This is a genomic window from Agromyces mediolanus, from assembly GCF_044917495.1.
Taxonomy (GTDB): Bacteria; Actinomycetota; Actinomycetes; order Actinomycetales; family Microbacteriaceae; genus Agromyces; species Agromyces mediolanus_B.
The window spans coordinates 167,314-194,142 of record NZ_JAVSSI010000002.1 but is presented as its reverse complement, the minus strand read 5'-3'; the positions used below and the strand labels follow the sequence as shown (position 1 = coordinate 194,142).

The window sequence follows — 26,829 nt, the reverse complement described above, 5'->3', positions numbered from 1 at the left end:
AGCTCAAGCAGGGGAGATGAGGGTCGCGTCGGTTCGCCGCATGGCTCCGGCGCTCGGCTCATCGAGATGATTCGGTGTCGAGATCGATCGTGGCCGCGAACGCCGTCAGACAAGGCAGCACCAGCTGCGCCCATCGCTCCCGGACGGCGTCGGGTTGGTCGAGCGGTGCGGCAAGGACGAGCGTGTAGATGTCGGCCACAGTGAGGTCGTGGCGAACGGTCCCGGCGTCGATGCCGAGAGCGATCAGCTCGCTGAGTGCTGCGGCTGCGCGCGTGTCGTCGCCGACGGGCGCGGCTCCGAGGGCGGGAGCGGCGCTCTTGACGGCTTCGTTCATGGCCGAGACACGGATGACCTCGCGGAGGAAGTCGGCGAGTTCACGTAGCGGGTGTCCGGTCTTTCTGGCGCGGTCGAGTGCTGCTTCGGCCGCGATGGTCATCTGCTGGGTGTATTCGGCGATGACCGCGGCGACCAGGTCGGTCTTGGTCGGAAAGTGGCGATAGAGAGTTCCTACTGCCACCCCTGCAGCCGAGGCGATCTCGTCCATTCCTGCATCAGGTCCGTGCTCGCTGATCTGCGATCGGGCAGCGTCGAGGATCTTGACGCGGTTGCGCACCGCGTCTGCACGCATCGGTCGTTGCTGGCTGCTCATGCTTCTCCTGCCACCGCTTGCACTTAAGTGAACTTTGGTTCATCATAAATATGAACCTCGATTCATCTTACTGCAGGAGCATGACATGACCACCAAGACCGCCCTCGTGACCGGCGCCTCGTCCGGCATCGGCGAATCCACCGCACGGAAGCTCCAGAGCCTCGGATACACCGTCTACGGCGCTGCGCGACGCACCGACCGACTCCAGGGCCTCAGCGCTGACGGCATCCGCCCGCTCGCGATGGACGTCACCGACGAGAAGTCGATGACTGACGGTATGGAGCGCGTCATCGCCGAGACCGGGCGGGTCGACGTGCTCGTGAACAACGCCGGCTACGGCTCATACGGCGCGATCGAAGACGTCGCTCTGGACGAGGCCCGTCGCCAGTTCGATGTCAATGTGTTCGGCGCGATGCGCCTGACCCAGCTCGTCCTGCCGCACATGCGCGCACAGCACGGCGGAACGATCGTGAACATCTCCTCCATGGGTGGCAAGATCTACACGCCACTCGGGGGCTGGTATCACGGCACGAAGTTCGCCATCGAGGCGCTCAGCGACTGCCTCCGCCTGGAAGTCGCGCCCTTCGGTATCAACGTCGTGGTCATCGAGCCGGGCGGCATCGCCACCGAATGGGGCGCCATCGCCGCTGATGGCCTCGAGAAGTTCTCGGCTTCCGGGCCGTACGCCGCCCAGGCCGACGCAGTGGCGAAGTCCCTGCGGTCGGAAGCGAACGGCAACCGCAATTCGCCGCCCTCGGTCATCTCCGATGCCATCGGAAAGGCCGTGACCGTCTCGAAGCCCAAGACACGTTACGCCGTCGGCTTCGGCGCGAAGCCGCTCATCGCCGCGCGGAGGATGCTCGGGGATCGCGCCTTCGACTTCATCATCAGCCGCGCCGTCGGGATGCCCCGTGCCTGACCACGCAGTTCGACTGACGCGCTGGTCAGCCAGTGGCGTGCGGCGGCGAGGCAGAGCCCGCCGCGGGAGCGGCTCGAAGGGCTGATTCGCGGTCCGACACCCAATTCTGGGTTCGCGACACGCCCGAGCGGGCGGTCGCTACAGCTCGCCGAGGATGCGGGCCCGCGTCTGCTCGTACTCCGTCGGGCTGATGCGGCCCTCGTCGCGCAGTCGGTCGAGCTGCGCCAGGCGCTCGGCGGGGCTCGCGGCCGGGGCGACCGGTGCTGCCGGGGGTGCGCTGGTGCGGGAGACGCGCACGACGACGAGCACGATGGCCGCCACGATCGCGAGGGGCACGAGGACCATGCCGAGGAGGATGAGCGCGTGCCAGCCGTCGAATCCCATGAACATGGCTCGAGCCTAGCGGCGGCCGCTCAGCGGTCTTCGATGCGCAGGCCGAGCTGGGCGGCGAAGTGCTCGGCGAGGGCGGCGGCCTGCTGCGAGTCGATCGTGGCGCCGGCGAGGCCCTCGAGGCTGCGGATGGCGCGGATGTCGAGACCGCGGAGGTCGACGTCCTGCATCGTGGTGCGGGTCACGACGAGCTCGCCGACCGTGCAGTCCTCGAAGGCGACCCTTGCGAGCTTCGCCTCGCCGAGGTCGAGCTCGTCGAAGCTGCAGCCGGTGAAGCGGACGTCGCGGAGCTCGGCCGCGCGCAGGTTCACCCAGCCGAGCTTCGACTGCTCGACCACGAGCGACTGCAGCTCGGCGTCGTAGAGCTCGGCGGAGCCGATCCGGGACCCCTCGATGCGCACGTCGCGGAAGGTCGAACGGGAGGCGACGAACACGGGCGCGTTCAGGCGCTCGACGCGGGTCTCGAGGAAGCGGGCGGCGCGGAACGAGGTCTCGTGCGCGTTCCACCCGACGAGCTCGCACTCGGAGAAGGTCGCCCCCGAGAGGTCGCGCCCCTCGGCATCGACGTCGACGAAGCGCAGCCCCTCGACCGTGCGCTGCGGCGCGAGCGCGTCGGGGTCGCCGGCGTCGAGGCCGTCGAGTCGGAGCGGGTCGATCAGCGGCGGGCGGGTGGCGGGCTTCGGCATGCGAGCACGCTATCGGCGGCGACCGACATCGCGCGGGCGGATGCCTCCGCCGGCCCGGCTACGCTGGAAGGCATGGCAGGCACGGGCAAGAAGAAGGCGAAGCCGCCGCTGGAGTTCCGCTCGCAGGCGCTCGCCGAGGCGCTCGAGCGGCAGGACATGGCCGCGGTCGCCCTCGCGCTGCGCCACGGCAACACCGTCGTCCCGCTCGTGAAGCCCGGTCCGCGCGACCGCCCGCTCGACGGCGGCGAGGTGTGGACGTACCGCGACCCGAAGACGGGCGAGGTGGCGCTCCTCCTCTTCAGCGACGCCGAGCACAAGCCGGCGAACCTGCCGCCCGCCGTCGGGCTGCAGAGCCCGGCATGGCTGCGCAGCTTCCTGAAGCGCTACGAGTCGACGATCACGACCGTCTTCCTCGACATCGCGGGCCCGCATCCGATGCAGGCGCCGCCCGGCGAGCTGCTGCGCGCGCTCGAGGCGTAACCCGGATCGCGGCGGGCATCGCCGGCGTCAGAACGCCGCGTCGAGTTCGCGCTCGCGGGAGCCCTTCGCGGCGAGCATCGCCCGCTCGACGGCGGCGCGCACGCTGCCGGCCTCGACGTCGAGGATCGCCGTGTACCCGAGCCGGCGGGCCTCGGTGGCGCGCTGCGTCGCCGCTGCGACGGGCCGCACCTCGCCGGCGAGGCTGATCTCGCCGAAGGCGGCCAGCTCGTGCGGCACCGCCCGGTCGCGCATGGCCGAGGCGATGGCCACGGCGATGGCGAGGTCGGCGCCCGGCTCGACGAGACGGACCCCGCCGACGGTGGAGACGTAGACGTCGTGCTCGCCGAGGGCCTTGAGCCCGGCGCGGCGCTCGAGCACGGCGAGGATCATCGCCACCCGCGAGGGGTCGACCCCGTTCACGACCCGGCGCGGCTGCGGCGCCTTCGTCGCGACGACGAGGGCCTGCACCTCGACAGGCAGCGCCCGCCGGCCCTCGAGCGCCACGGTGACGCAGGTGCCGCTGACCGCGGTGCGGGACCGGCTCAGGAAGAGCCCGGAGGGATCGGGGACCTCGGCGATGCCGTCGCCCGTCATCTCGAAGCAGCCGACCTCGTCGGTCGGGCCGAAGCGGTTCTTCAGCGCGCGCACGAAGCGGAGCGCCGTCTGCCGGTCGCCCTCGAAGTGGCACACGACGTCGACGAGGTGCTCGAGCAGGCGCGGGCCGGCGATGGTGCCGTCTTTCGTGACGTGCCCGACGAGCAGGAGCGGCAGGTCGCGCTCCTTCGCGACGCGGATGAGCGTGGACGCCACCTCGCGCACCTGGCTCGGCTGGCCGGGCAGGCCGTCGACGAGGGAGCTCGCGACCGTCTGCACCGAGTCGACGATGAGGAGCTCGGGGGCGACCTCGTCGATCTGCCCGAGCACCGTGGCGAGGTCGGCCTCGGCGGCGAGGTAGAGCTCGTCGTGCAGCGCGCCGGTGCGGCCGGCGCGGAGCCGGACCTGGGCCGCCGACTCCTCGGCGCTGACGTAGAGCACCCGGCGGCCGCTCGCCGCGACGCGGGCGGCGACCTCGAGGAGGAGGGTCGACTTGCCGACGCCCGGCTCGCCGGAGAGCAGGATGGCCGCGCCCGCGACGATGCCGCCGCCGAGCACCCGGTCGAACTCGCCGATGCCGCTCGGACGGTGGCTCGTCGCCGCGACCTCGATGTGCGCGATGGGCCGGGCCGCCTGCGACGGGGCGATGGCCGCGGCTTTGACCGTGCGCGTGATGCCGGTCGGCGCCGCCGCCTCGACCACGGTGCCCCACTGCTGGCACTCGGCGCAGCGGCCGACCCATTTGGCGGTGCTCCACCCGCACTCGGTGCAGCGGAAGGCGGTGCTCGTTCGGGCCATGCCCAGAGCCTAGCCGCGGCCCCCGACACCGCCGGGCAGCTCCCGCAGGCGTGCGATCACGGCGGGGCGGAAGGCGCCCGCCCAGACGCGGTAGCCGCGGTCGTTCGGGTGGAACCAGTCCTTCGCGAAGCCGGTCAGGATGCCGCGCACGCCCTGGCGCTTCGTCGCCTCGTGCAGCGGCACAACGACGAGCCCGCGCGCGGCGGCCTCCCGCCGGAGGATCGCGTTCGCCTCCGCGACCTTGCGCTCGTTGCCGGGGAAGTAGAAGTACGGCAGGTCGGCGACGACGGCGTGCCGGGGGACCGCGTCGAGTACGGCACGAATGCCCTCGGCGAAGGCCGCGGCATCCCAGTCGGCGATGTCGTTCGCGCCGATCGCGACGGTGACGACGTCGGGGCGGAGCCTGCCGAAGCGGGGGAGCTGATCGCGCACTGCGAGCCCGACGGTCGCGCCCGAGACGCTGAGGTTCACGACCCGCACGGTGCGCCCGCTGCGGCTGCGGAGTTCGTCGGCCAGGAGACCGACGTAGCCGAGGTCGGGCCGGCTCGCGCCGATGCCCTGCGCCGCGCTGTCGCCGATCGCGACGTAGAGCAGTTCGCCGCGGGTCTTCGCGAGCTCGCGCCACCACTTCGAGTGCACCGGGAGCGTCTCGTTCAGCACCGCCGACTCCTCGCGCCGGCGCTCGCCGAAGGCCCGCCAGCCGAGCGCCCCGGCCGCCGCGGCGACGCCGAGGCCGCCCGCGACGAGCGCGATGGTGGCGAGGCGGTGCGGAGCGGGCATGCGACGAAACTATGGGCGTCCGCTGAACGTCTGCTGAGGCATCCGCCCGGTCGTCCGTTTTGGTCAGTCGCGCGGGATCGTCTACTATCGATCCCGGTGACGTGTCCGAGCGGCCGAAGGTGCAACTCTCGAAAAGTTGTGTAGGGTAACCCCCTACCGTGGGTTCAAATCCCACCGTCACCGCCAGCGAAAACCCCCGGTTCTCCGGGGGTTTTCTGCATTCGAGCGAAGCTCTACGCCGGCTCGCCGCGCGAGCTGTCTGGCTCCGGAGCGCTGCCGGCGGTGCGGGCGCGTGCGGTACCCAGCGCCCACCCCGCGGCGAAGGCGCCGCCGCCGAACGCGATCACGAGCAGGACCGTGCCCCAGAGACGGGTCGGCGGCACGAGCGTGCGGCTGCCGACGAATCCGGTGTCGCCGACGGGCAGGGAGGCGAACCACCCGAACGAGTCGCCCGGCTCCGGCAGGAGCGCGAGCACGACGCCGAGGAGGGCGAGGGCGCCGGCTGCGACGCCCATGACGACGGGTCCGGTCTTCATCGCTGCTCCTTCGCCTCGTGATCCCACCACCGTAGCGGCCGCCCGAGCCGAGGGGCTAGCGCAGCGGGCGCCCGGGCGACGCGAGGGCGTCGTCGATCGCCTGCGCGGGCGCGGCGATCGCGGCGTACCCGTCCTCGATGTCCCAGAGGGCGTTCTGCAGCGGGTGGGCCGCCGTCCACCCGGCGGCGCGGTCTCGGTCGAGGTCCAGCAGCTCCGTCAGGAGGTCGAAGCGCCGTCGGACGAGGCGAGGGGCCCCGGTGACAGTGGGGTCCGCGCTCCAGCCGCTGTCGAGCGCGGGCCACAGGTCGAAGCCGGGGTCGCCGACGAGCGGTTCCGGGTCGATCGCGAGCCACGGTTCGCGGTCGGCCGAGAGTACGTTGCCGTAGTGCAGATCCCAGTGCAGGAGGCGATCGCCGGGCTCCGCCTCGAGCTCGCCGACGCGGCGCACCCAGCGGTCGAGCCGGGACCGATCCTCGCGGTCGAGCGTGGCCATCGCGGCCGGGGCCTGCTCGAGCATCTCGGCGAGCACCGCCCCGAGCCGGGGGAGCCCGTCGGGGGCGGGCACGCCGTGCAGCTGCCGCAGGAGCGAGCCGACCACCCGGACGGCCCGCGATCGTGTGGTCGGCGCGCCAGCGGTGCGCCCCGATCCCGACGAGGGCGGCGGCGACGCCGAGGAGCAGGATCGGGCTCTCGAAGACGAGCGCGGCGGCCGCCCCCGCGAGCGCGGCGAGCAGCACGCCGTCGAGCGCCCACAGCAGCCGGACGGCGGCGCCGAGGTCGCCGACGGGGGTCGGGATCGGGGCGAGCAGCGCGGGCGGGAGCGGCCCCTTCATCGCCGTGCTGAGGCGCGCGATCAGCACGAGCAGTCCGAGCGCGAGCGCACCCAGGAGCGGCCCGACGGCGGCGATCCCGGCCGCGAGCGAGACCGCCACGGCGACCGCGAGGAGCACGACGACCGTGACGATCGACGGGAAGAGCAGGTGCCTCGCGACGAGCTGCTCGTCGCTGATGCCGTAGAGCGGGAGTCCGGCCGTGATGCTCGCCGCGTGCCGGAGGCCGTCGGTGATCGGGCCGAGCCCAGCGAACAGCGTCGCCCCCGCGGCGGCCCCCACCAGCCAGCCGGGCGCGGCGGGAAGGAACGCGAGGGTCAGGAGCGCGCCGGCCGCGGCGACGGTGAGGACTCCGGCGGCGAGGCGAGCGGGCGTCCGGGCCGCCCCGATCGCGTCGCGGACGAGGAACACGGCCGCCGGCCGCCCGAGCGCCCGGACGGCGCGGAGCCGCCGGCCGAGCCGCGGCCGGCGCTGATAGACCGCGACGGCCGCGCCGAAGTCCATGCCGCCCGCGTGGGTGGTCGCCGAGTCCCAGCGGGCGGACTGGGCCAGCAGCGTGCGGAGGCGGCGCGCGGGGGACGGCGATCGTCTTCACCAGCCACCACGCTGCCGACGTCGAGGCGATCGCCGATCGTGTCTACGAGATCCGCGGGGGCACGGTCGAGGAACGCCCGACGCCTCCACCGGGCTGAGGCCGGCGCGGTCGGTCCCGTCCGATCCGCCGCGCGGCCGGCGCCCGAACGCCGGAAATCGAGCCGAGGCCGGATTCCCAGCCGCGTCGCGTACACTAGTGGGCAGTGATGCGCCGTGCAGTCGATCCGGCGGTCACCACCGCGTGCTCGTGATCTTCGAGCGCCGTCGCGCATCGCGCGTCCCGAAACGATCTCCGCGCTTGGAGCGCATCCTCATCTTCCGCAGTCGCCGACGTCGTCGTCGCCCCGACCGCCGTACTGAATCGAATTCACTCATCTCCCTGCTCTTCACCAGTTCGTCCCCCCGCCTGCACTGGCGGCAAGCCGACCTCGACGTCCACAGCGCGACGCTCGACGGCGAGTACGCGGGGCACGTCATCGCCGACGGGCCGGCGTTCCTCGCCTACGACCCGGTCGGGCGACTCGTCGCCCGCCTCGACTCGCTCGACGCCGCGCAGTCCGCACTCGAGGCCGGTGCCGCACCCGGCATCCGTCCCGACGCCGTGTCCGGCGTCCTCCCCGCCGCCGACCACCAGGTCCGGCGCAACCGAGCCCCGCGGCGGCGCCGTCGCCGCGGTTTCCCGGATCACCCCCGTGGTCCACGACAACGAAGGAATGACGTCATGGCCACCGGCATCGTCAAATGGTTCAACACCGACAAGGGCTTCGGCTTCATCGCGCCCGACGACGGTTCCGCCGACGTGTTCGCGCACTTCAGCGCGATCACCGGCAGCGGGTACCGCGAACTCTCCGAGAACCAGCGCGTCGAGTTCGACATCGAGCAGGGCCAGAAGGGCCTGCAGGCGACGAACATCCGCGCCCTGTAATCGGGTCGGCCGGCTCCGCACCGTCGGAGCCGGCCATCCTCACAGGCTGTCTGCCCATCCTCACAGGCTGTATGCAGGGGCGGGCATGGTTCGCCGCGTAGCGTGGGCAGCAGCGATGGGCACCCGCCTTTGGCTTCACGGCCGAAGACTCGCGGCCCAGCACAGACAGGCAGCCCCCATGCCGACCATCCCCATCGCCCAGGAGGCCGCGCTCGGCCCCGTCCGGCAGACCTACGCCAGGGCCGGCGATTTCCCGCCCATCACCCGCGCATACACGCAGCTCTCGCAGCTCGTCCGCGAGACCGGGCTCCTCCGCAGGACGCCCTGGTTCTACGCCCTCATCGGCACCGCGATCGCCCTCGCGTTCGGCGGCGCCGTCGCCGGCTTCATCCTCCTCGGCGACAGCTGGTATCAGCTGCTCATCGCCGGAGCGCTCGGCATCCTCTTCACGCAGCTCGCGTTCCTCGCGCACGAGGCCGCGCACCGCCAGATCCTCGCCTCGGGGCCGTCGAACGACCGGCTCGCCCGCGTCCTCGCGGGCCTCGTCGGCATGAGCTACAGCTGGTGGGACAGCAAGCACAGCCGCCACCACGCGAACCCGAACCGGGTGGGCAAGGACCCCGACATCGAGGTCGACACCATCTCCTTCCTGGAGGAGGACGCGGCGGAGGCGCGCGGCATCCGCCAGCTCCTCACCCGCAAGCAGGGCTGGTGGTTCTTCCCGCTGCTCACCCTCGAGGGGCTGAACCTGCACTACCAGAGCCTCCGCCACCTCTTCGCCCGGGGTCCGGTCCCGGGCCGCTGGACGGAGCTCTCCATCATCGCCGCCCGCTTCGCGGTCCTGTTCGTGCCGGTGTTCCTCGTGCTGCCGCTCGGGATGGCGTTCGCCTTCGTCGGCGTGCAGCTCGCCGTCTTCGGCGTGTACATGGGCGCATCGTTCGCGCCGAACCACAAGGGCATGCCCGTCATCGCACGCGACGCGAAGCTCGACTTCTTCCAGAAGCAGGTGCGCACCTCGCGGAACATCCGCGGCGGCTGGTGGGCGACCTGGCTCATGGGCGGCCTCAACTACCAGGTCGAGCACCACCTCTTCCCGAGCATGTCGCGTATGCACCTCGCTCAGACCCGGGAGATCGTGCGGGAGTACTGCCAGACGCACGACGTGCCCTACACCGAGACCTCGCTCTGGCGCTCGTACGCGATCGTGATCGCCTACCTGAACCGCGTCGGCCTGGCCGCGCGCGATCCCTTCGACTGCCCCATGGTCACCCAGTTCCGGCGGGCCTGACCTCCGCCGGGCGCTCGCTGCGCTCCGGGCGCTCGCTGCGCCCTCCGGGTGCTCGCTGCGCCCTCCGGGTGCTCTCTGAGGGAGTTCCCGGGCGGATGACGGACACTGGATGGACCAGCGAAAGGCGGACGGGGGGAGTCGCGACGATGGGCATCCGACGACGACGCGCGCCCGCAGCGCCGACGAACCCCGAGGACGACCCCTACCTCGCCTACCTCATCTGGAAGGGCGAGCAGGGACCTCCCGAGCCGGAGCCGGAGCCGACGTCGAAGCGCGGCTGGTGGCAGCGCGTCCTGGGACGGCGCCACGAAGGGAACGGCCCGGACTCCGGGATGCCGACCCGGTAGGCCGGGTGCTCAGCCCGCGACGTCGATCACCCAGGTGACGCCGAAGCGGTCGGCGAGCATGCCGAAGCCGGGCGACCACGCCGAGGCCGCGAGCGGCTCGATGACCGTCGCCCCGTCGGCGAGCCCGTCCCAGGCGCGCTGCGCCGCATCGAGCGAGTCGGCGCGGAGCGAGACGAAGAAGGGCCGCTCGGTCAGGGTCGCGCCGTGCTCGCGACGGGTCGCGGTCGGGGATGCCGCGACGGGCCCGGCGCCGCCGGGCACGTCGTACGCCATCACGCGGAAGCCGTCGGGGCTCGTGACCGCGCCGAAGACGATCTTCTCGGCATCCGGGGCGTCCGCCGGCATCCCGAGCTCGCGGTAGCTCGTGAGCGCGAGCTCGCCGCCGAAGACGCGGTGGTAGTGCTCGAGCGCCGGGCGGGCTTCGCCGGCGCCGAAGTTCAGGTGGGTCGTGGTGACGAGGCTCATCGTCGTTCCTCTCGTGGGCGGATCGCGGCCGGATCTCGGCCGTTCGCCCAGCGTCCCAGCAGTCGAGGACACCGAATGTCCGGGACTTCGACGAGACTGGACCGCATGACGGATGGCTCCGCGCGCATGCTCTCGTTGCTCTCCCTGCTGCAGGCGAGACGCGAGTGGCCCGCGGCCGAGCTCGCCGGGCGGCTCGGGGTCAGCACCCGGACGATCCGCCGGGACGTCGAGCGGCTGCGGGAGCTCGGCTACCGGGTCTCGGCCGCGATGGGTCCCGACGGCGGCTACCGGCTCGCCGCCGGGGAGGAGCTGCCGCCGCTGCGCTTCGACGACGAGCAGGCGGTCGCCATCGCGATCGCCTTGAGCGCGGTCGGCGGCACCGGCGCCGCGATCGAGGAGGACGCCGAGCGGGCGCTCGCGACCGTGCGCCAGGTGCTGCCCTCCCGGCTCCGGCACCGCGTCGACGGGCTCCGCTTCGCGAACGGCCCGAGCGGCGTGCGGACGGACCCCGAGGTGATCCTCGCCGTCAGCGCGGCGGTGCGGGAGGGGCGGGTGCTGCGCTTCGACTACCGCGGCAGCGGCAGCGGGAGTGGCGGCGGAAGCGGCAGCGGGAGTGGGAGTGGCGGCGGAGGCGGCGCCGGGCTCGCGGCGGACGGGGCCCCGCCGCGCCGGGTCGAGCCGCACGAGCTCGTCGCCCGCGACGGCCGCTGGTACCTCGTCGCCTTCGACCTCGAGCGGGAGGAGTGGCGCGTCTACCGCCTCGATCGGATGGCGCCGCGCACGCCGCACGGCGCCCGCTTCGCTGCCCGGCGGATCCCGGGCGGCGACGCGCTCGCCTTCCTCGCCGGCCGATTCCGAGGCGCGGCCGAGGGAGCGGGCGACGCCTGGCCGTGCATCGGCGAGGTGCTGGTCCGTGCCGAGGCGGCCGAGCTCGCGCCCTGGCTCGAGGCCGGCGAGCTCGTCGAGGCCGGCGACGGCCGCTGCCGGCTCGCGCTCGGCTCCTGGTCGTGGGCCGGCGTCGCCGCCCGGCTGCTGCAGTTCGAGCGGCCGTTCGAGCTCCTCGGCCCGCCGGAGCTCCTCGCCGCGGCCGAGGCCGCCGGCGGGCGGCTCAGCTCGGCCGGTAGAGCGTCGCCTGGAACTCGTACGCGTCGTGGCGGTAGGTGACCCGGCCGAGGAGCACCGGGGTTCCGCCGAGCTCCGACGCGATCTCCTCACCCACGAGCACCGGCGCGCCGGGGGCGATGCCGAGCGCCCCGGCGATGTCCGCGTCCGCGGCCTCGGCCCGCACGGTGTAGTCGCTGCGGACGACGCGGAGCCCGCACACGGCCTCCAGCGTGCCGTACAGCGAGGCGTCCTCGAGCATCGGGGCCTCGAGACCGGGCGCGCGCTGCAGCGGGATCACCGAGACGTCGTAGCAGATCGCCACCTCGTCGAGGGTGCGCACACGGTGCACCTCGAGCAGGGGCGAGGCGGGGGCGAGGGCGAGGCTCGTCGCCTCGCCGAGGGTCGCCGGCCGCACCTCGCTCCGGTGCACGTGCGCGCCGGGCCGGAGGCCCCGGGCGAGCGCCATCTCGGTGAACGACTGCAGCGTCACGCGCTCGGCCATGTGCGGCGCCGTGACGAACCAGCCCCGCCACGGCGAGCTCTCGAGGAGGCCGTCCTCCTCGAGGGAGGCGAGCGCCTCCCGGAGCACCACCCGGCTGACCGACACCCGTTCGGCGAGCTCCCGCTCGCCGGGGAGCTTCTGCCCCGGTTCGAAGACGCCGGTCTCGACGAGCTCGCGCACCGCGTCCCGGGCGCGGGACGCCGTCGGACCGAGCCGGCGCGGCGCAGCCGTCGCGGTCGCGTGTTCGGTCATCGTGGCCGCCTCCCCGCCCCGATTCTTGCGAGCGCCGACCCGCCGGTCAAGCCGGGCGCCGCCGGCGACTGGCCGCCCGGTGCTCACTCCTTCACCGCCCCCGCGACGACGCCCGTGATGAAGCGGCGCTGGAAGATCGCGTAGACGACGAGGATCGGCAGGGCGACGATGACGGCGGCCGCCGCGGTGACCGAGGGGTCGAAGTTGCGCGTGCTGCCGGCGAAGAACGAGAGCGCGAGCGGGGCGGTCTGCACGGCGGGGTTCTGCGGCACCAGCACGAGCGCCATCAGGAACTCGTTCCAGGTGTAGAGGAACAGGAGCGTCCCGAGGGTCGCGATCGCGGGCGCCGAGACCGGCACGTGCACACGCCAGAGGGTCGACCATCGGCTCGCCCCGTCGATCGACGCCGCCTCCCCGAGGGAGCGCGGCACGTTCGCGAACGCCGTGCGCATCCAGAGCACGCCGAGCGAGACCGAGGTCGCGATCTGGGGCAGGATGAGCGCCCAGTACGTGTTCAGCAGCCCCATCCCCTCGAGCAGGTAGTACAGCGGCACGATGATGCCCTCGTAGGGCATGACGAGGCCGATGAGGAGCACCCCGAGGAGCACGAAGCGGCCGGGGAAGCGCATGGTCTGGAACGCGTAGCCGGCGAGCACCGAGACGAGGCTCGCGCCGAGCACGACCGCGACGGCGACGACGAGGGAGGACCAGAGCGCCTGGCCGAAGCCGCCCCGGGTCCACGCGGTCGCGAAGTTCTCCAGGGTGAGGCTCGACGGCAGCCCACCGCCGCCGGTGCGCTCGCCGGAGGGGGTGAGCGCGAGCAGCACGATGGAGAGGAACGGCAGCAGCGCGAGCAGCGCGCCGACGATGAGGAGCAGGTGCCCCAGGAGCTGTTCGGAGCGGCGGATCCTCATCGCGTTCCTCCTCGGGGAGCGGCGGCGTCGCGGTCGCGGGTGAGCCACATGGCCGCGCCGACGATCGCGAAGATCAGCAGCGTCAGCACGACGGCGATCGCCGAGGCCCGGCCGACCTGGTGGGTGACGAAGGCCTCGCGGTAGATGTAGTACGAGGGCACGGTGGTGGAGGTCCCGGGCCCGCCGGCGGTCGTGTTCCAGACGATGTCGAAGTTCCGAAGCGCCGCGGTGATCATGAGCACGAGCGCGACCTGGATCTCGCCGCGGAGCGCGGGCAGGGTGACGGCGAAGAACTCGCGCACCGGGCCCGCGCCGTCGAGGCGGGCCGCCTCGAACTGCTCGGCGGGGATGTTCTGCAGCCCGCTCACGAAGAGCACGAACGCGAGTCCGAACATCACCCAGGTGCCGATGACGCCGACCGAGGGCAGCGCGGTGGTGAAGTCGCCGAGCCAGGTGCGGGTGAGGCCGTCGAGGCCGATCGCGCGGAGGGCGGTGTTGAGCGGCCCCTGCTCGGCGAAGATCCAGCGCCAGGAGATCGCCACGACGACGGTGGAGAGGATGTAGGGCACGAACAGCAGCGCGCGGAACGCGGCGAGGCCGCGCACCCGGATGCGGGCGATCGCGCCGACGAAGACGAGGGCGAGCGCGGTCGGCAGCAGGGCGTAGAACACGACGAAGACGAGCGAGTGCAGCGTCGCCTGCCAGATCTGCTGATCGGCGAGCACCTCGGCGAAGTTGTCGAAGCCGACCCACTCGCTCGCCGTGATGCCGTCCCAGTCGAACAGGGCGATCCAGACGGACTCGACGACGGGGCGGACGAGGAAGACGAGGTAGAAGGCGAACGCGGGGACGAGGTAGAGGTACGCGTCCCAGTCGTAGCGGCGCAGGCGTCCGCGGCGGCGCGGCGGGCGGGAGCCGGCCGCGGCGGGGGCGGAGCGCGGGGGAGCGATGGTCATCAGGATCTCCGGTGAGGATCCGGGGCGGGCCGTGCGGCCCGCCCCGGACTCGGGGTCGGTCACTCGGCGTGGAAGTCGGACCAGTCGGCCTGCACGCGCTCGAGCAGTGCGTCGGCGCTCTCGCGTCCGGCGAGCACCTCCTGCAGGCCGCCCGTGAAGGTGTCGAACATCGTGTCGGTCGCCCAGTCGTACCAGTAGAGCGGTCCGGCGCCGTCGAGCTGGGTCGACGAGGCGTCGAGCAGGGCCTGGAACATGGCGTCGTCCCCGGCGGCCTCGACGGGCTGGATCGGGACGCGGTGCGTCTCGGCGAGGAGCGCGGCCGACTCGGGCGAGTTCACCATGCCGACGAAGGCGATCGCCGCGAGCGAGGCATCCGACTTCGAGCTCACGTGCCACGGCATCCCGAAGGAGCCGCTCGAGGCGTAGTCGCCGTCGGAGAGGCCGGGGGTGAAGTCGAAGGCGGCGCCGTCGGAGATGGCGCCGGCGTACCAGTTGCCGCCGATGAAGAAGACGCCCTCGCCCGAGGCGAACGCGGCGGCGGCGTCGTCGGGGCTCGTCCCGTCGTAGCCGGCTGAGACGTAGCCCTTCGCGACCCACTCGGCGAAGCGGTCGAGCGCCTCGCGGTTCGAGTCGACGGCGAAGTCGGCCCCGGTCGCGCCCGTGATCCAGGCGCGGGTGTCGGCGGCCGGGGTGAGTGCGCCCTGCAGGATCGAGAAGGTCTGCATGGCCGAGGCCTTGTCGGCGTTGCCGAGCACGAGCGGCGTCTGACCGGCGGCCTTGGCGGCGGCGAAGGCGGCTTCGAGCTCGTCGAGGGTGGTCGGGGTGCCGAGGCCGAGCTCGGCGAGCTTGGAGCGGTTCGAGAACAGGCCGACCATCTGGTTGTCGGGCGACATGCCGTACACCGAGCCTTCGCCGAAGGCGGCGCCGTCGTCCGACCACTGCAGCTGGGTGATGGCGTCGCCCGCGGCATCCCGGTAGTCGTACGCGTCGGCGACGTCGTCGAGCGGACGGATCAGCCCGGCCTTCACGAGGGCGCCGTCGGTGGCCCAGCCCTGGTTGCCCTGGGCGACGTCCGGTGCGTCGGCGGAGTTCATCGCGTTCAGCACGGTCGCGGTGAGGTCGTTGAAGCTCTTGAACTGGATGTCGACCGACACGTTCGGGTACTCGGCCTCGAACGCCGGCACGAGCAGGTCCATGAAGTCCTGCTCGCCCTGGTCGGCCCAGACGCTCAGGGTGACGTCGCCGAGCTCGGCGAGCTGCTCGGGGGTGACGGGGGCGGTGATCTCCTCCACCGGGGCGGAGGGGGCGGTGCGCGAACCGCCGGGCGCGCTGCACGCGGCGAGCCCCAGGGCGAGAACGGCGACCGCGGCAGCGGCACCGGTGAGACGCATTCGACGGGTGGGCATGAGGGGGTCCTTTCCGGAGCGGCAGCGATGTCGCTCGCGGCTGGTCGGCATCACTGCCGAGTCGGGGGAACGCCCGTGCGTCTCCGGCTGTCGCCATCGGCGCCGCGGACGTCGTCATCGTGTCATGATGAGACCAATTAGTCCAGTTTCAGGACCAGTGGTCGGTTCGCTGATCCAACCATCCGCAATTCATGTTACTTTGTCAAGACAAAGTTCCCCCTCGAAACCGGAGCGCCAGCCGTATGAACCCCACCCCCGACGCCGCCCTCGACGTCCTGACCATCGGCCGGGTCGGCGTCGACCTCTACCCGCTGCAGGACGCGACGCCGCTCGAGGAGGTGGCGACCTTCGGCAAGTACCTCGGCGGCAGCGCCACCAACGTCGCCGTCGCGGCCGCGCGGCACGGACTGTCCTCCGCGGTGATCACGCGCACCGGAGACGACCCCTTCGGCCGCTTCGTCGTCCAGGAGCTCACGCGGCTGGGCGTCGACGCCCGCTTCGTCGAGGCGCTGTCCGGCCCGAAGACGCCGATCACCTTCTGCGAGATCTACCCGCCCGACGACTTCCCGCTCTACTTCTACCGCGACCCGATCGCGCCCGACCTCCTGATCGAGGCCGACGGGCTCGACCTCGACGCCGTCCGCGACGCCCGCCTCTACTGGGCGACGGCGACGGGGCTCTCCGTCGAGCCGAGCCGCACCGCCCATCTCGCCGCCTGGGCCGCCCGCGGCCGCGCGCCCCTCACGGTGCTCGACCTCGACTACCGACCGATGTTCTGGCAGCACGAGCAGCTCGCCCGCGAGCAGGTGTCGGCCGCGCTCGAGCACGTCACCGTCGCCGTCGGCAATCTCGAGGAGTGCGACATCGCCGTCGGCGAGCGCGAGCCGCAGCGGGCCGCCGACGCGCTGCTCGACCGCGGCGTCGAGCTCGCGATCGTGAAGCAGGGCCCGCGCGGCGTCCTCGCGAAGACCCGGGACGAGACCGTCGAGGTGCCGCCGTACGCGGTCTCCGTCGTGAACGGCCTCGGCGCCGGCGACGGCTTCGGCGGCGCACTGTGCCGGGGACTGCTCGCCGGCGAGTCGCTCGACCGCGTCATCCGCTTCGCGAACGTCGCCGGCGCCATCGTCGCCGGCCGGCGCGAGTGCTCGACCGCGATGCCGACGACCGCCGAGGTCGAGGCGGCGCTGGCCGGATCGGGCGAGGGGAGCCGGGATGCCTGAGCCGACCACCACGACCGCCACGTCCGCTGCCGAGCCCATCGCCGGCGGCCTCCCGCCCGAGTCCTTCGCCGCCCTCCGCGAGGCGCGCGCCGCCGACCCCGACGCGATCGCCCGATCGCTCGAGGCGCGCCGCTCCAGGCCGCTCCTCCGCGGCGACCGCCGGCTCTTCATCGTCGCCGCCGATCACCCCGCCCGGGGCGCGCTCGGCGTCCGCGACGACGAGCTCGCCATGGCCGACCGCTACCGGCTGCTCGACCGCCTCGCCGTCGCGCTCGCCCACCCCGGCGTCGACGGGGTGCTCGGCACCCCCGACGTGATCGAGGACCTCGCCCTCCTCGGCCTCCTCGACGACAAGATCGTCGTCGGCTCGATGAACCGGGGCGGGCTGCGGGGCGCCGCGTTCGAGATGGACGACCGCTACACCGGCTACGACGTGCCGACGATGGTGCGCTCCCGGCTCGACTTCGGCAAGCTCCTCGTCCGGGTGAACCTCGACGACCGGGCCACGGCGCCGACGCTGCAGGCGACCGCGGAGGCCGTCGGCCAGGCCGCCGCCGCGCGCCTCCCGATCATGCTCGAGCCCTTCATGAGCTCCTGGCAGGACGGGCGCATCGTGAACGATCTGAGCGCGCAGGCGGTGATCACCTCGATGGCGATCGCCTCCGGGCTCGGCACGAGCTCCGCGTACTCCTGGCTGAAGCTGCCCGTCGTCCCCGACATGGAGCGGGTGATGGCCGCGTCGACGCTGCCGACGCTGCTCCTCGGCGGCGACCCGCGGGAGCGCCCGGACGAGACCTACGCCTCCTGGGCCGACGCGCTCGAGCTCCCCGGCGTGCACGGCCTCGTCGTCGGCCGCACCCTGCTCTACCCGGCCGACGGCGACGTGCGCTCGGCGATCGACACGGCCGCGCGCCTCGTGCACCCGGGCGGCACCGCGTGAGCGCCCGCTGGCTGCACCGCCGCGGCGAGCCCCCCGCGGGTCCCTGGGAGTCCGTCGTGGACGACGGGCTCGAGGGCTGGACGTGGACCGGCCTCCGGGTCGCCGAGCTCGCGCCGGGGGAGTCGGCCGAGCTGCCCGCCGGGCGGCTCGAGCGGCTCGTCGTGCCGCTCTCCGGCTCGTTCGCCGTCGACCTCCGCCACGACGACGGCCGGACGGAGCGGATCGAGCTCGCCGGACGGGCGTCCGTCTTCGACGGCCCGAGCGACGTCGCGTACCTGGCCGTCGGCACCGCCGCGACGCTGTGCGGCTCCGGGCGGGTCGCGGTCGCCGAGGCGCCGAGCGACGAGCGGCACCCCTCCCGTCGGATCGCCGCCGAGGACGTGCCCGTCGAGCTCCGCGGCGCCGGACGCTCGAGCCGCCAGGTGCACAACTTCGGCACGCCCGAGACGCTCGCCGCCGGCCGCTTCATCGTCTGCGAGGTGATCACGCCGGCCGAGAACTGGTCGTCGTACCCGCCGCACAAGCACGATCAGCAGCTGCCGGGCGTCGAGTCGCAGCTGGAGGAGATCTACTACTTCGAGGCCGACGTGGCCCGGGGGACCGAGGCGCCCGCGGGGGCGGCGCCGTTCGGGCTCTTCTCCACGGCGAGCTCGCCCGCCGGCGACATCGAGATCGACGGCCGGGTGGGCACGGGCGACATCGCCCTCGTGCCCTTCGGCTACCACGGCCCGGCCGTCGCCGCGCCCGGCTACGACCTCTACTACCTGAACGTCATGGCCGGCCCCGGGCCGGAGCGCGCCTGGCGGATCAGCGACGACCCCGCGCACGCCTGGGTGCGGCGGAGCTGGGAGGGTCAGGAGTTCGACCCCCGGCTGCCGTACCTCGGCCCGACCACGGACGGAGCACGCCCATGACCGAACGACGCACCGCCACCCGGCGGATGACCGTGAGCCAGGCGCTCGTCGAGTTCCTCGCCAATCAGTGGACCGTCGACGGCGACGTCCGCGAGCGCACCATCGCCGGCACCTTCGGCATCTTCGGGCACGGCAACATCGCGGGCGTCGCCCAGGCGCTGAAGCAGCTCGCCCGGGAGGACCCGGCACGGATGCCGTACCATCAGGCGCGCAACGAGCAGGCGATGGTGCACCAGGCCGTCGGCTACGCCCGGATGCACCGCCGGCGCGCGACCTTCGCCTGCACGGCGTCGGTCGGCCCGGGCGCCACGAACATGCTGACGGGCGCGGCGCTCGCGACGACGAACCGCCTGCCCGTGCTGCTGCTGCCCTCGGACACCTTCGCGACGCGCGTGGCCGACCCGGTGCTGCAGCAGCTCGAGCTGCCGCACGACGCGACGGTCTCGGTGAACGACGCGTTCCGGCCGCTCTCCCGCTTCTTCGACCGGGTCAGCCGTCCCGAGCAGCTGTTCTCCGCCGCCCTCGGCGCGATGCGCGTGCTCACCGACCCGGTCGAGACCGGGGCGGTCACGATCTCCCTCCCCGAGGACGTGCAGGCGGAGCTCATCGACGTGCCGCTCGAGTTCCTCCGCGAGCGCGAGTGGCACGTGCGCCGGCCCCAGCCGGACCCGGGCGAGCTCGCCCGTGCCGCGGCGGCCATCCGGGGCGCGTCCGCTCCGCTCATCGTCGCGGGCGGCGGCGTCCTCTACTCGGATGCCGCGGACGAGCTGCGCCGATTCGCCGAGGCGCACGGCATCGCGGTCGCCACGACGCAGGCCGGCGTCGGCGCGCTGCCGTGGGACCACCCGCTCGCGGCCGGCTCCGTCGGCGCGACCGGCACGACGACGGCCAACCGGCTCGCCGCCGAGGCCGACCTCGTGATCGGCGTCGGCACGCGGTACAGCGACTTCACGACCGCCTCGCGTTCGGCGTTCCAGCACCCCGGGGTGCGCTTCGTGAACCTGAACGTGGCCTCCTTCGACGCGATGAAGCACGGCACGGAGCTGCCGCTCGTCGCCGACGCGCGGGCGGGCCTCGTCGCGCTCGGCGCGGCGCTCGAGGGCTCCGGCGCCGGCACCTCGGCCGAGTACCGGCGCGCGCTCGCCGAGGAGAAGGCGGCCTGGGACGGGGTCGTGGATGCCGCGTTCGCCCCGAGCGGACGGCCCCGGCCGGCCCAGTCGGAGATCATCGGCGCCGTGCAGTCGGCGAGCGATCCCCGCGACGTCGTCGTCTGCGCGGCCGGATCCCTGCCGGGCGACCTGCACAAGCTCTGGCGGGTGCGCGACGACCTCGGCTACCACGTCGAGTACGCGTACTCGTGCATGGGCTACGAGATCGCCGGCGGCCTCGGCGTGCGGCGCGGCGCGCCCGACCGGGACGTCATCGTCATGGTCGGCGACGGCTCCTACCTCATGATGCACACCGAGATCGTCACGGCCGTCGCCGAGGGGCTGAAGGTCGTCATCGTGCTGATCCAGAACCACGGCTACGCCTCGATCGGCGCGCTGAGCGACACGGTCGGCACCGATCGCTTCGGCACGCGCTACCGCTATCAGGATGCCGAGGCGAACGACGTCGACCCCGAGCGGACCCTTCCCGTGGACCTCGCCGCGAACGCCGCGAGCCTCGGCATCGACGTGGTCCGCATTGAGCCCTCGGCGGACGCGGTCGCGGAGCTCGCGGCCGCCGTACGGGCGGCGAAGGCCTCGCCGACGGCCACGCTGATCCACGTCGAGAGCGACCCGCTCGTCCCCGCCCCCGACGGCGGCGGCTGGTGGGACGTCCCCGTCGCCGCCGTCTCCGAGGTGCCGAGCACGCAGCGCGCCCGCGAGGCGTACGAGACGGCCCGCGAAGCCCAGCGCCCGCTCGTCTGAGCCCGCGCGACCGAACCCGCGGGGCGCCCGGCGCCCCTTCGAGAGGAGAACCATGTCCACCGTTCCCGAGATCCGGATCCTGTCCGACGCCGATGCGGTCGCCGAGTTCGTCGCCGGCCGTATCGCCGACGGCATCGAGCGGGCGCGCGCGGCCGGCGCCGACTACGTGCTCGGCTGTCCGAGCGGGCGCACGCCCCTGCCGACGTACCGGGCGCTCGCCCGGCTCGTGCGCGAGCGCGGGCTGGCGATCTCGCACCTGCGCATCGCGATCATGGACGACTACGTCGTCGAGGCCGACGGCGGCTTCCGCAACGTCGACCTCGACGCCCACAACAGCTGCCGGCGGTTCATCCGCGACGAGGTCGTCGGGGCGCTGAACGCGGCGGCCGCCGACGAGGGGATGGCGGCGGACCGCCTGCTCCAGCCGGACCCGGCCGACCCCGAGGCGTACGACGCGCTCCTGCGCGAGGCGGGCGGCATCGACTGCTTCCTGCTCGCGAGCGGCGCGGGGGACGGGCACGTCGCCTTCAACCCGCCGGGCTCGCCGCGGGAGAGCGGCAGCCGCGTCGTGCGCCTCGCCGAGCAGACCCGCATCGACAACCTCGGGACCTTCCCCGGCTTCGGCTCGCTCGACGCCGTGCCGAGCCACGGCGTGACGGTCGGCATCGGCACGATCGCCGGGCTCTCGCGCAGCGCGGTCATGATCATCACCACGGCCGAGAAGCAGCAGGCCTTCGAGCGGATCACGGCGGCGTCGGCGTACGACCCCGCGTGGCCCGCGACCGTCATCGCGGAGTGCGCCGGCGCGCTCGTCGTGGCCGATCGCGCCGCCGCCGGCGAGCAGGACTGACCGTCCCGTCCCATCCTCGGCCAGACTTTGTATTGTCAAATTGACATTGTTACAACTCTGGTCGAGGATGGAACCGCGCTCGCGCACCCTCCCCCGATCCAAGGACGCATCATGACCTCAGTCCCCGCCGACCGCCGCGGCGTCGCGCTGCTCGACGTCGACGACGTGCTGCGCCCGCCGCTCGAGGGCGAGTACCTCGACCGCGTCGTCGAGGTACCGGCGGGCACGGGACAGCTCCGGGTCGAGCTCGACTACGTCAAGGTCACCGACCGCTTCCAGCTCTACGCCGCGCTCATCGACCCGGACGGCGTCTTCCGCGGGCACGTGCAGTGCCCGGGCGGGCCCGGCCCGCGGGAGCTCCGCTTCACGGTCGGCATCGGCTCGGCGAGCCCGGGCGCGATCGCGGGCCCCATCGCCGCCGGGACCTGGACCCTCCGGATCGATCTCGACCGCTTCCGGCAGGAGGGCGCCTACGCGCTCCGGCTGTTCGCGGTGCCCGAGGAGGCCGACGACACCGATGGGACGGCGCGCCCCCGTTCGACTCCGAGAACCGACGCGACGGCGGGCGTCGCCGAGGCATCCGCGCAACCGACGCCCGCCCCCTCTGGGGAGCCGGGCTGGCTCCGCGGCGAGCTGCACTGCCACTCGCAGCACAGCGACGGCCGCGACCCGGTGGCGGCCATCGTGGCCGACGCGCGGAGCCGCGGCTTCGACTTCCTCGCGCTCAGCGACCACTTCACCTGGAGCCACTGGGCGCCGCTCGCCGAGGCGGCCGAAGCCGCGGGCGGCCCCATCGTGCTGCCCTCGATCGAGGTCACCACGCACCGCGGCCACGGCAACGCCCACGGCCTCCGCGACTGGGTCGACGTCTACGTCGACGGCCCCGACCGCACGGCGGGCGAGCTCGTCCGCGAGGTGCACGCCCAGGGCGGGCTCTTCGGCGTGAACCACCCCTTCAGCGGTCAGCAGGCCTGGCGGCGCTCCGACGTGCCTTGGGCCGAGGTCGACCTCCTCGAGGTCGTGAACCAGGGGCAGGACGCCAACAACGACGCCGCGATCGGGCTCTGGGACCGGCTGCTCGCCGAGGGGCACGACATCGCCCCCGTCGCCGGCACCGACTGCCACGAGCTCGGCGACCCCGCCCAGCGCCTCGGGCAGGTGGTCACCGCGGTGCGGGTCGCCGAGCGCAGCGCCGCCGGGCTCCTCGACGGACTCCGCCGCGCCGCGACCGTCGTCACCCGCGGGGCCGAGCTCGAGCTGCGCCTCCGCAGCGCCGGCCGCGAGGCGGGCCTCGGCGAGCACCTCGAGCTCGACGGGACGCCCGTCGAGCTCCAGCTCGACTTCCGCATCGACGTGCCCTGCGCGCTGTTCGTCATCCGCGACGGCCTGATGTGGTTCCAGGGCGACGTCGAGCCCGGTGAGACGCGCCTCGTCCTCGTCGACGACGACCCCGTCCCCGCCGCCTACCGCGCCGAGCTGCACCGCCGCTCGGACGATCCCCGGCACTGGGCCTCGGCCTGGCGCTCGCACGAGTCGTTCGAAGCTCTCACGAGCTTCGTCCGCACGGTCCATCGCACCACCACACCCATGCACGAAGGAGAATCATGAAGCACGGCAGGAAGTTCGCCGCGGTCGGCATCGCCGCCGTCTCGGCGTCGCTCGTCCTCAGCGGCTGCAGCGCCCTCGTCGGCGGCCAGCCCGCGGGCGGCGACGACTCGGCCGAGTCCGGCACCGTCGTCGTCTACGCGGCGCACGGCCCGGAGGTCACCGACCCGATCATCGCCGCCTTCGAGAAGGCATACCCGGACATCTCGGTCTCGCTGACCGCGAGCCCCGGCACGGGCGAGCTGATCAGCCGCGTCGAGAGCGAGATGAAGAACCCGCTCGGCGACGTCGCCTGGGGCGGCTCGAGCGAGAACTACGCCGCAGCGTCCGCGGACGCGTTCGCGTCCGTCGAGCTGGAGAACGACGCGGCGACGGTCGTCACCGACCCCGACCACAAGTGGCACGCCACCGACGCCCTCTTCCAGGCGATCGCGGTGAACACCGAGCGCGTCACCGACCCGTCGAGCTACCCCGAGAGCTTCGAGGACCTGCTCGACCCGAAGTGGCGCGAGGCCGGTCAGATCGCCTTCGCGAACCCGCGCTCCTCCGGCACCTCCTACTCGCTGCTCGCCGCCATGGTGACCGCGCACGACTGGGACTACCTCGACGGCTTCCTGCCGAACGCGAAGGTCGTCGACGGCAGCTCGCAGATGTTCGACGGCGTCCGCACCGGCGAGTACGCGCTCGGCTTCATCAACGAGGACCTCGGCGCCACCTGGGTCGCCGAGGGCGCCCCGCTCGAGCTCGTCTACCCGAGCGACGTCGTGTCGAACCAGATCGGCGTCGCCGCCGTGATCGAGGGCGCGAAGCACCCGAAGGCCGCGGAGACCTTCGTGAACTTCCTCATGTCGAAGGAGGCCCAGCAGCTCATGGTCGACGAGGTCGGCCGCCGCTCGGCCCGCACCGACGTCGCCCCGCCGAAGGGCCTGCCCGCCGCCGACGAGCTGAACCTCGCCGCCCCGGACCCCGCGGTGTTCGCGACCGACAAGGACGCCGTGCTCACCCGCTTCGACGAGAAGCTCGCGAGCGCCAAGTAATCCATCCCCGAGGCCGGGTCGACGCCACGCGTCGGCCCGGCCGGAAACGGTGGCACCATGCCTAGCAACGACCTGCGGGAGCGCGTCGAACCGCTCGAGGAGACGCTCGCGCCGCCCGCCCCCGTCCCCGTGAAGCGGCGGGCGAGCCGACGCCCCGGCGTCTGGCTCCTCGTGGCGCTCGGGCTCCTCCTCCTGCTCACCTCGACGATCGTCCTGCCGCAGCTGCGGCTCGTCGGCGAGGCCTTCACGGACGACGGCGGCTTCTCGCTCGCGAACTTCATCGAGTTCTTCACGACGCCGCGGTTCCAGGAGGCCATCCTGAACTCGCTCGTCGTCGCGGTCGTCGCCGGGGTGCTCGCCTGCGCCGTCTCGGTGCCGGCCGCGTACGTGCTCGCGCAGTTCGACCTGCCCGGCCGGAACGGCTTCCTCACCCTCGCCACGATGGCCACCGTGTCGCCGCCGTTCCTCGGCGCCTACGCCTGGGTGCTGCTGCTCGGCCGGGGCGGCATCCTCACCACCCAGCTGCGGGCGTGGGGCATCGAGCTGCCGTTCGACACGATCATCGGCCCCGGCGGCATCGTCTGGGTCACGGTCTGGGCGACCCAGGCGCTCGTGTTCCTGCTCGCCTACGACGCGTTCCGCGCCATCGACCCGAGCCTCGACGAGGCGTCCTCGAGCGTCGGCGCCGGCCCCTGGCGGACGCGCCTGCGCATCGTGCTGCCGATGGCGGTTCCCGCGCTCGTCACCGGCTTCTACATGTCGAGCATGAAGATCTTCACCGACTTCGGCACGCCGCTCATCATCGGCGGCGGCACGCCCATGCTGCCGACCGCGGTCTACTACGAGTTCCTCTCCGAGGTGTCGACGAACCCGGCGATCGCCTCGGCGGGCAGCCTCGTCATGCTCGGCGTCGCCTGCATCGCGCTCGCGCTCCAGCAGTGGGCGCTGCGCCGGCGCACCTACGCCTCGGTGTCGAGCCGGCGTCGCCCGCTGCAGCCGGTGCGCGGCGTGAAGAAGGGCCTCATGATCGGCTACCTCTGCGTCGTGTTCGGCCTCTCCTTCGTGCCGCACGTCGTCGTCGTCGGCACGAGCCTGCTGACGTGGAAGGCCGGCATCCTGAAGTGGATCCCGACCTTCGACAACTACGTGCGGCTCTTCGACGAGAACCTCGAGGTCATCCTGATGAGCCTCCTGCTCGCCGGCATCGCTTGCGTGCTGTGCGTGATCGTCGCCGTGCTCGTCGCCTACCTGACGGTGCGCCGCCGCTACGCCGTCGTCAGCCCGGCGCTGAACGTCATCACGATGGTGCCGTACATCATCCCCGGCACCGTGCTCGCGATCGGCCTCATCCTCGCCTTCGGCAGCGGCCCGCTGATCCTCACCGGCACTGCGACGATCCTCGTGCTGGCGTACTTCATCCGCCGCATCCCCTACGTGACGAAGTCGATCGAGGCGGCGCTCACGCAGGTCCACCCCGCGCTCGAGGAGGCCGCGATGAGCGTCGGCGCGAAGCCGATGCGCGCGTTCCGGCAGATCACGGTGCCGCTCGTGCGGCCCGCGATCGTCTCGGGCGGCACGGTCGGGTTCCTGCAGATGGTCACCGAGCTGAGCGCGACCGTCATGCTCTACTCCGTGCCGTTCATCACCATGACGGTGGTCATCTTCACGAACGCGATGCAGCCGGCGAGCCCGTTCGGCGTCGCCTCGGCGATGACGGTCGTGCTGATGCTGAGCGTCTACATCCCGCTGTACTTCGTGCGGCGCAAGTTCGCCTCGGTCACGAGCGTCTAGAGAAAGCGAGAGAGCAATGGAACGTGGCAACGGAGTCGCCGTCGGCGTCGAGGCCATCAGCAAGGAGTTCCCGGGGCACGTCGCACTGAAGGGCGTCGACCTCGAGATCGAGGCGCGCTCGTTCACGACGCTGCTCGGCCCCTCGGGCTGCGGCAAGACGACCCTGCTGCGCATCCTCGCGGGGTTCGAGACCGCGACGAGCGGCCGGGTCACCTTCGACGGGCGGGACATCGCCCGGATGCCGTCGTGGAAGCGCAACATCGGCTTCGTCTTCCAGAACTACGCGCTCTGGCCGCACATGAGCATCCGCGACAACGTCGCCTACGGCCTGAAGCTCCGCAAGCTCGGCAAGGAGCAGATCGCGGAGCGGGTCGCGGAGTCGCTCCGCATGGTCGGGCTCGACGGGCGCGCGGAGGCCTTCCCGGGTCAGCTCTCGGGCGGGCAGCAGCAGCGCGTCGCGATCGCCCGCGCCCTCGCGCTCCGCCCGAACGTGCTCCTCCTCGACGAGCCGCTGTCGAACCTCGACGCGAAGATGCGGATCGGGATGCGCCAGGAGCTGCTGCGCCTGCAGCGCGAGGTCGGCATCACCGCCGTGTACGTGACGCACGACCAGGAGGAGGCGCTCGAGATGAGCGACCAGGTCGCCGTCATGCACGACGGGCGCATCGACCAGGTCGGCGCACCGCAGGAGATCTACGAGACCCCGGGCACGGCGTTCGTCGCCTCCTTCATCGGCCACGTCACGCTGCTCGGCGGGGTGAGCGACGGCGCCGGCGGCTTCCGCTCCGACCTGCCGATCGCCGGCCGGCTGCCCGCGTTCTCCGGAGCGCTGCCCACCGGTCGGGCCCAGCTCGTGCTGCGGCCCGAGGACCTCGACCTCGTCGAGGACGGCGACGCGCAGCTGCGCGGCGCGCTCGTGCGCTCGAGCTACCACGGCCGCGGCTACCGCTCGGCGCTGCGACTGGCCGACGGCACGATGTGCGAGGTCGACCACCGGCGGCCGGTGTCCGCCCGCCCCGGCGAGGAGGTCGGCATCCGCGTCGGCGCCGCCGCGCTGGTTCCCGAGTCCGACGACTACTATCGCGAGGCGGCGCCCGAGGCCGAGACGGCCGACGAGCTCGCCGCCGCACCGGCCGCGTGAGCG

Annotated in this window: 28 protein-coding genes and 1 tRNA gene; 17 read left to right on the top strand and 12 right to left on the bottom strand. The window is 72.9% G+C overall.

From position 1 onward, the window contains the following. Positions 1 to 58: 58 nt before the first annotated feature. The gene (locus ROT00_RS03710; RefSeq protein ID WP_404772410.1) at positions 59 to 649 is read right to left on the bottom strand and encodes a TetR/AcrR family transcriptional regulator; all 591 of its coding nucleotides are present in this window, start codon (positions 647 to 649) and stop codon (positions 59 to 61) included. A gap of 85 nt (positions 650 to 734) precedes the next feature. Here ROT00_RS03710 and ROT00_RS03705 point away from each other — a divergent pair, with 85 nt between their 5' ends. After that, positions 735 to 1,568 carry an oxidoreductase gene (locus ROT00_RS03705; RefSeq protein ID WP_404772408.1) on the top strand — a complete coding sequence of 278 codons (834 nt, stop codon included), beginning with the start codon at positions 735 to 737 and terminating at the stop codon, positions 1,566 to 1,568. 138 nt (positions 1,569 to 1,706) lie between these two features. Here the strand turns inward: ROT00_RS03705 and ROT00_RS03700 are convergent, their stop codons facing one another. Together ROT00_RS03700 and ROT00_RS03695 are read right to left on the bottom strand one after the other, a co-directional pair. Next, positions 1,707 to 1,958, bottom strand: a complete 252-nt coding sequence (locus ROT00_RS03700; protein ID WP_404772406.1) for an SHOCT domain-containing protein — start codon at positions 1,956 to 1,958, stop codon at positions 1,707 to 1,709. Positions 1,959 to 1,981: 23 nt separating this feature from the next. Next, a complete protein-coding gene (locus ROT00_RS03695) occupies positions 1,982 to 2,644 on the bottom strand; it encodes a pentapeptide repeat-containing protein (protein WP_404772404.1) in 663 nt (220 codons plus the stop codon). A gap of 72 nt (positions 2,645 to 2,716) precedes the next feature. Between ROT00_RS03695 and ROT00_RS03690 the strand changes: the two genes are divergently transcribed. Beyond that, complete coding sequence (locus ROT00_RS03690; RefSeq protein ID WP_404772402.1) at positions 2,717 to 3,124, top strand: dehydrogenase; 408 nt, start codon at positions 2,717 to 2,719, stop codon at positions 3,122 to 3,124. A gap of 27 nt (positions 3,125 to 3,151) precedes the next feature. Here ROT00_RS03690 and radA read toward each other — a convergent pair whose 3' ends face one another. Both radA and ROT00_RS03680 read right to left on the bottom strand, forming a co-directional pair. Next, complete coding sequence (gene radA, locus ROT00_RS03685; RefSeq protein WP_404772401.1) at positions 3,152 to 4,516, bottom strand: DNA repair protein RadA; 1,365 nt, start codon at positions 4,514 to 4,516, stop codon at positions 3,152 to 3,154. 9 nt (positions 4,517 to 4,525) lie between these two features. Continuing rightward, a complete protein-coding gene (locus tag ROT00_RS03680; RefSeq protein ID WP_404772400.1) occupies positions 4,526 to 5,296 on the bottom strand; it encodes an SGNH/GDSL hydrolase family protein in 771 nt (256 codons plus the stop codon). A 95-nt stretch (positions 5,297 to 5,391) separates the two neighbouring features. Here ROT00_RS03680 and ROT00_RS03675 point away from each other — a divergent pair. Continuing rightward, positions 5,392 to 5,482: transfer RNA gene (locus ROT00_RS03675), tRNA-Ser, on the top strand. Positions 5,483 to 5,529: 47 nt separating this feature from the next. Here ROT00_RS03675 and ROT00_RS03670 read toward each other — a convergent pair. Together ROT00_RS03670 and ROT00_RS03665 are read right to left on the bottom strand one after the other, a co-directional pair. After that, positions 5,530 to 5,832 (bottom strand): hypothetical protein, encoded by a 303-nt coding sequence (locus ROT00_RS03670; RefSeq protein ID WP_404772398.1) that lies wholly within the window; start codon positions 5,830 to 5,832, stop codon positions 5,530 to 5,532. A gap of 55 nt (positions 5,833 to 5,887) precedes the next feature. Further along, positions 5,888 to 6,430 carry an aminoglycoside phosphotransferase family protein gene (locus ROT00_RS03665; protein ID WP_404772397.1) on the bottom strand — a complete coding sequence of 181 codons (543 nt, stop codon included), beginning with the start codon at positions 6,428 to 6,430 and terminating at the stop codon, positions 5,888 to 5,890. Between the two features lie 37 nt (positions 6,431 to 6,467). Between ROT00_RS03665 and ROT00_RS03660 the strand changes: the two genes are divergently transcribed. From ROT00_RS03660 to ROT00_RS03645, 4 genes are all read left to right on the top strand, one after another. Further along, positions 6,468 to 7,463, top strand: a complete 996-nt coding sequence (locus ROT00_RS03660; RefSeq protein ID WP_404772396.1) for a hypothetical protein — start codon at positions 6,468 to 6,470, stop codon at positions 7,461 to 7,463. Between the two features lie 514 nt (positions 7,464 to 7,977). After that, entirely contained in the window at positions 7,978 to 8,181 is a 204-nt protein-coding gene (locus tag ROT00_RS03655; RefSeq protein WP_404772954.1) for a cold-shock protein, read from the top strand. 178 nt (positions 8,182 to 8,359) lie between these two features. Next, on the top strand, positions 8,360 to 9,469 hold the full coding sequence (locus ROT00_RS03650) for a fatty acid desaturase family protein (protein ID WP_404772394.1): 1,110 nt from the start codon (positions 8,360 to 8,362) through the stop codon (positions 9,467 to 9,469). Positions 9,470 to 9,615: 146 nt separating this feature from the next. Further along, a complete protein-coding gene (locus ROT00_RS03645; protein ID WP_404772392.1) occupies positions 9,616 to 9,816 on the top strand; it encodes a hypothetical protein in 201 nt (66 codons plus the stop codon). A 9-nt stretch (positions 9,817 to 9,825) separates the two neighbouring features. Here ROT00_RS03645 and ROT00_RS03640 read toward each other — a convergent pair whose 3' ends face one another. Then, positions 9,826 to 10,281, bottom strand: coding sequence for a VOC family protein (locus ROT00_RS03640; RefSeq protein WP_404772390.1), 456 nt, complete (start codon positions 10,279 to 10,281; stop codon positions 9,826 to 9,828). Between the two features lie 105 nt (positions 10,282 to 10,386). Here ROT00_RS03640 and ROT00_RS03635 point away from each other — a divergent pair, with 105 nt between their 5' ends. After that, entirely contained in the window at positions 10,387 to 11,445 is a 1,059-nt protein-coding gene (locus ROT00_RS03635) for a helix-turn-helix transcriptional regulator (RefSeq protein WP_404772388.1), read from the top strand. On the opposite strand, the gene ROT00_RS03630 is transcribed toward ROT00_RS03635, so the two are convergent. From ROT00_RS03630 to ROT00_RS03615, 4 genes are all read right to left on the bottom strand, one after another. After that, complete coding sequence (locus ROT00_RS03630; protein ID WP_404772386.1) at positions 11,390 to 12,139, bottom strand: GntR family transcriptional regulator; 750 nt, start codon at positions 12,137 to 12,139, stop codon at positions 11,390 to 11,392. The genes ROT00_RS03635 and ROT00_RS03630 overlap by 56 nt on opposite strands. An 83-nt stretch (positions 12,140 to 12,222) precedes the next feature. Then, positions 12,223 to 13,053 carry a carbohydrate ABC transporter permease gene (locus tag ROT00_RS03625; RefSeq protein WP_404772384.1) on the bottom strand — a complete coding sequence of 277 codons (831 nt, stop codon included), beginning with the start codon at positions 13,051 to 13,053 and terminating at the stop codon, positions 12,223 to 12,225. Further along, a complete protein-coding gene (locus ROT00_RS03620; protein ID WP_404772383.1) occupies positions 13,050 to 14,009 on the bottom strand; it encodes a carbohydrate ABC transporter permease in 960 nt (319 codons plus the stop codon). The genes ROT00_RS03625 and ROT00_RS03620 overlap by 4 nt, the downstream gene beginning before the upstream one ends. A 59-nt stretch (positions 14,010 to 14,068) precedes the next feature. After that, a complete protein-coding gene (locus ROT00_RS03615; protein WP_404772381.1) occupies positions 14,069 to 15,415 on the bottom strand; it encodes an ABC transporter substrate-binding protein in 1,347 nt (448 codons plus the stop codon). A gap of 242 nt (positions 15,416 to 15,657) precedes the next feature. On the opposite strand from ROT00_RS03615, the gene iolC reads away from it, so the two are divergent. From iolC to ROT00_RS03570, 9 genes are all read left to right on the top strand, one after another. Next, positions 15,658 to 16,635 carry a 5-dehydro-2-deoxygluconokinase gene (iolC, locus tag ROT00_RS03610; protein ID WP_404772379.1) on the top strand — a complete coding sequence of 326 codons (978 nt, stop codon included), beginning with the start codon at positions 15,658 to 15,660 and terminating at the stop codon, positions 16,633 to 16,635. Next, positions 16,628 to 17,575, top strand: a complete 948-nt coding sequence (locus ROT00_RS03605; protein ID WP_404772377.1) for a Cgl0159 family (beta/alpha)8-fold protein — start codon at positions 16,628 to 16,630, stop codon at positions 17,573 to 17,575. Before iolC ends, ROT00_RS03605 begins: the two co-directional genes overlap by 8 nt. 56 nt (positions 17,576 to 17,631) lie before the next feature. Further along, on the top strand, positions 17,632 to 18,489 hold the full coding sequence (gene iolB / locus ROT00_RS03600; protein ID WP_404772375.1) for a 5-deoxy-glucuronate isomerase: 858 nt from the start codon (positions 17,632 to 17,634) through the stop codon (positions 18,487 to 18,489). Continuing rightward, a complete protein-coding gene (gene iolD / locus ROT00_RS03595) occupies positions 18,486 to 20,402 on the top strand; it encodes a 3D-(3,5/4)-trihydroxycyclohexane-1,2-dione acylhydrolase (decyclizing) (protein WP_404772373.1) in 1,917 nt (638 codons plus the stop codon). Before iolB ends, iolD begins: the two co-directional genes overlap by 4 nt. 52 nt (positions 20,403 to 20,454) lie before the next feature. Beyond that, positions 20,455 to 21,252 carry a 6-phosphogluconolactonase gene (locus ROT00_RS03590; RefSeq protein WP_404772371.1) on the top strand — a complete coding sequence of 266 codons (798 nt, stop codon included), beginning with the start codon at positions 20,455 to 20,457 and terminating at the stop codon, positions 21,250 to 21,252. A 111-nt stretch (positions 21,253 to 21,363) separates the two neighbouring features. Further along, entirely contained in the window at positions 21,364 to 22,860 is a 1,497-nt protein-coding gene (locus ROT00_RS03585; RefSeq protein ID WP_404772369.1) for a CehA/McbA family metallohydrolase, read from the top strand. Continuing rightward, positions 22,857 to 23,894 (top strand): extracellular solute-binding protein, encoded by a 1,038-nt coding sequence (locus ROT00_RS03580; RefSeq protein ID WP_404772368.1) that lies wholly within the window; start codon positions 22,857 to 22,859, stop codon positions 23,892 to 23,894. The genes ROT00_RS03585 and ROT00_RS03580 overlap by 4 nt, the downstream gene beginning before the upstream one ends. 57 nt (positions 23,895 to 23,951) lie before the next feature. Next, on the top strand, positions 23,952 to 25,685 hold the full coding sequence (locus tag ROT00_RS03575) for an ABC transporter permease (protein WP_404772366.1): 1,734 nt from the start codon (positions 23,952 to 23,954) through the stop codon (positions 25,683 to 25,685). Positions 25,686 to 25,701: 16 nt separating this feature from the next. Beyond that, positions 25,702 to 26,826, top strand: a complete 1,125-nt coding sequence (locus ROT00_RS03570; RefSeq protein WP_404772364.1) for an ABC transporter ATP-binding protein — start codon at positions 25,702 to 25,704, stop codon at positions 26,824 to 26,826. The last annotated feature ends 3 nt before the right edge of the window (positions 26,827 to 26,829 follow it).